We start from the raw sequence: 3,735 nt of genomic DNA on the forward strand, positions 1-3,735 counted from the left end.
GCCCAGCCCCCAGGTGCAGGCGAGCCTCGCTGCGCCGTCGCCGGCTCAGACCGCAACACCGCCCCACCCCGCGACGCCTTCCGTCCCGCCGGCGGCAAGCGCCATCGCTCCGGTTGACCCGGCGCAGCGGGTCGCGACCCTGCAGGCGAGCCCGATGACCACCCCGCAGCAGGTGGAGGTGCTCAACCTGGTGACGGAACTCGGCGTGCTCGTGCGCAACCAACGCACGGAGAACGCCCAGCTGCGGGCCGATGTCCAGCAGATGCGCGAACGCCTCGACACCCAGCTGGGCGACTATGACCGGCGCCTCGCCCTCGCCGAAGCCCGCGGCGCGATTGGTGCAGCCATGGGCGCCGGCGCTTCCCCTGCCGCGGCCCCGGTACCCCTGCCGGCCTCGTCGCCGCCGGTGACGCCGGTCTCGGTGACGGTGACAGCGCCCACGCCGCATCCGGGCACTCCGGCCAGCCGAAGCGTCCGCCTAGCCGCCAGCGCGCCGCCCGCTCCCTCGGCGCATGATACGGCGCCGAGGCGCTACCGCGTGCAGGCGGCCTCGCCGGGCCTCGCCATGCTGGCCGAGATCGACCGCACGGGCGATGTCGGCAACCTGCTGCAGGTCGGTGTCGGCGATGAGGTCCCCGGCTATGGCAGGGTCCGGTCCATCGCCCAGCAGGGCACGGCCTGGGTGCTCACCGCCGAACGCGGCTCGATCCGGTAGCGCGCCGATATGCAGGGTCTCGCCAATTTCGCGGCAGCCGTCGGGCAGGCCTTTCAGGTCCTGCTGCCGACCTTCTGCTATATCGCGGCGCTTTCGCTGTTCCTGTTCGCGGGCTGGGGCTTCTGGCGGCAATCCCAGCCCGACAACCCGTTCCGCGGCAAGCCGTGGGTGCCGATCGTGGCGCTGCTGTTCTGCGGCGCCTTCGCGTCTTTCGACCGCCTCCTGACGCTCGCCAACCGCAGCGGCGGATCAAGCATCACCGTTGGTGTCGCCGCAGGTTTGACCAGCTACACGGCGCCCGCCACGACCGAGGTGCTCGGCAGCACTCCGGCCGACAGCATCGTCAACATCGTGCAGATCTTCCAGCTGTTCTTCCAGGCGTTCGGCGCGATGATGGCCTTCGCCGCCGTCTACGCCTTGTGGTCGGTGATGAAGGGAACCAGCCGCCGCACGCCCGGCGGCTGCTTCGTGCAGTTCGTGTTCGCGGTCATGCTCATCAACGTGCTGACCATCTCGCAGTGGCTCGTCAACTTCTTCGTTTGAGCCTGAACCGCCATCGGAACTCCGTGTCAGCCTGATCCCCGGTCAGGCTGATGATTCTTTTCCGGGCCTGTATTTTCTTCGATCCATTCGCACCACGCGCCGCGATCCTGAAGCGAGAGAGGGATGGACTCTCTCGGAACAGGAGCCTCACCGTGGATCTCATCAGGATGAACTCGACCGTGCCGGCGGTGATCGCCCGGCGTCCCTTCCGCCGCGGCCGCGCCCTGGTGGCCGCCGGCACCGGCCTGCTCGGCTCGGTGATCTTCGCAGGCGGTGCCTTCGCCCAGGCGGCCGGCAACGGCATCGGCGCCCAGCTGCAGACCATGGCGCAGGAAGGCTCGACCACGGGCGGCTTCCTGGCGTCTACCCTGATGTACTGCGCCGCGCTGGTCTGCTTCATCGGCGGCGTCTGGGCGCTCTGGCAGTCGCGCCAGCCGCAGAACCGTGAGGGCGGCCGGGTGGCGATGGGCCTCGCCGGCCTCGTGCTGTGCGGCCTCTTCGTCACGGGCGGCAGCTGGATCAACAAGGCCGCGCAGACCACCACCGGTACGGCCGCCTCGGTGACCAGCACCGCCGGCGTGGTCAGCTTCCAGTAAGCGCCATGCGTCTCCTGCCGCTCCTCCTTTCGGCCCACCCCTCGGCCTGGACCGCCGATGCCGGGCAGGAGGTGGGGCAGGCAGGTGCCCATCAGGGTTGCTGCCGGTTCTGCGGCTTCGATGCCGCAGGCCGGCAGGAGCCGTTCCACCGCAACGGCGACCACACCGACCTATCGGCCGCCAATGTCGTCCCAGCCTGTCCGCTCTGCCACCTGTGCCAGCATCCCGACCGCCCGCATATCGACGCGGAGGCAACGCTGATCTGGCTGCCGGAGATGTCGCAGGCCGGGTTGATCTGCCTGGTCCGCGGCATCCACCTCGCCCTGCGTCGCCACGCCGAGCCGGTCACGGCGCGGCGCCCTCCGCGAGCCCGCGCTGCGGAGCTCGTTCCCGCCTACCGCACCTTCCGGGCCCTGCTGGAGCGCGCGGCACCCGCCCGCGACCGCCTGGGCAGCAACTCCTTTGCCGAACTCGGCACGGCTCTGCTCGCTCTCAGCCCGTCCTCCTACGCGAACCGGGCCGGGCTGCTGGCCGGGCTGCGCCTGCTGCCGCTGGGGCAACTCTTCCGCGACGGGCAGGACATCTACCCCGACATGCTGCAGGGCTGGCTCGGGGCTTCGCAACCCCGCATCTGAAAGGGTCCCCATGCTCGGCTTCGACAAGCTGCTGGCCAGCGCCACCCTGCTACTGCGCCAGCCCCTCCCCTCCTTTTGCGAGGTGGAGACGACACATGGCGGCGCGCTCGTCACCAAGCACTCGGACTACGTGACGTTCCTGCGCATCGACGGGCTGCGGCGGCAGCCGACCCGGGCCGAGATCGAGCACATCGCGACCGCGCAGCGGATCGACCTTTCCGGCGCCCTGGAGGAGAAAGGCCACGCGATCGTGGGCTTCTACATCTCCGACCCCGACCTTGCGGCAGTCGAGATCGAGCGCATCAACATGGAAAGCTGCCGGGGCGTCGCGCGCGAGCTTGGCCTCGATCTGACGGATATCCTGGGCGAGCGCAGCCGGCGCTGGCCGAAGCTCATGCGTTGGGAGGCCTCCTACTACGTCCTCTGGACCCGGCGCGGCGTTCTGACCAAGGAAGAGCGCAAGCAGATGAAGGAGGAGCAGGATGCGTTAGCCCGCGAGTGCCCCCGCGTGGGCGACAGCCAGCGCTACTATCTGCGCTGCGAGATCATGGCGGCCCGGCACTCGGCCTTCGTCGCCCGCGTCGTGGCGTCGCTCCACGGCCACAACATCGCCTCCACCGAGCTGACGGCCCATGAGGCGCTCAAGGTGATGCGCGAGACCATCTACCGTGAGACCGCGGGTTCGCCGTGGAAGGCAACGCTCCAGGGCGACCGGGTGATGGGGCGCCTGCCGGAGGACCATGTCACCAAGCCGACGACCGAAGGGCTGCTCTGGCCCTCCATCCCCAGCCAGATCTTCCATGCCGACGCCGAGACCCAGGGCGGGCAGCGGGTCCGCATCGGCGAGTACGAGTACGTCCATGTCGACCTGCGGATGGGGCCGGAGGATCCGCGTCCCTTCATGGAGCTGGCCGCCCCGCTCGGCCGTGACCGCATTCCCTGGCGTGCCGCCTTCGTGGTCGAGGGCGGTGGTAAGCTCTCCATGATGTTCAAGGACATCGGCGCCAAGTTCCTGGGTATGTTCCCGCAGAACGCCGACCTGCGCCGTGCCTTCGAGGCGCTGGAGCGGGCTCGGGCTGAAAGCCATGTCAGCGTCCGGCTGCGCGCCTCCTTCGCGACCTGGGCGCCGATCGAGGAGACGCGCAAGCTGCGCCGCCGCGCCTCTACCCTGTCGCAGCGCATCGAAGGCTGGGGCAACTGCAAGGCCACGTCGGTGGCCGGCGACCCGCTCGAGGGCACGCTGAGC

General features: G+C 69.8%; 3 protein-coding genes and 2 pseudogenes. All 5 read left to right on the plus strand.

Annotated features, from left to right (window positions below; all coding sequences use genetic code 11):
• Nucleotides 1–715 (plus strand): annotated as a pseudogene (locus tag ROTAS13_RS20810) (hypothetical protein); the annotation flags it as partial.
• A 9-nt stretch (nucleotides 716–724) separates the two neighbouring features.
• Nucleotides 725–1,258 carry a hypothetical protein gene (locus tag ROTAS13_RS20815; protein WP_075823287.1) on the plus strand — a complete coding sequence of 178 codons (534 nt, stop codon included), beginning with the start codon at nucleotides 725–727 and terminating at the stop codon, nucleotides 1,256–1,258.
• A gap of 152 nt (nucleotides 1,259–1,410) precedes the next feature.
• Nucleotides 1,411–1,854, plus strand: coding sequence for a hypothetical protein (locus ROTAS13_RS20820; RefSeq protein WP_239370931.1), 444 nt, complete (start codon nucleotides 1,411–1,413; stop codon nucleotides 1,852–1,854).
• 5 nt (nucleotides 1,855–1,859) lie between these two features.
• A complete protein-coding gene (locus ROTAS13_RS20825; protein ID WP_075823288.1) occupies nucleotides 1,860–2,489 on the plus strand; it encodes a hypothetical protein in 630 nt (209 codons plus the stop codon).
• 10 nt (nucleotides 2,490–2,499) lie between these two features.
• Nucleotides 2,500–3,735, plus strand: a pseudogene (locus tag ROTAS13_RS20830) (ATP-binding protein); the annotation flags it as partial.

This window comes from Roseomonas sp. TAS13 (assembly GCF_001950415.1).
In the GTDB taxonomy this organism is placed as follows: domain Bacteria; phylum Pseudomonadota; class Alphaproteobacteria; order Acetobacterales; family Acetobacteraceae; genus Roseomonas; species Roseomonas mucosa.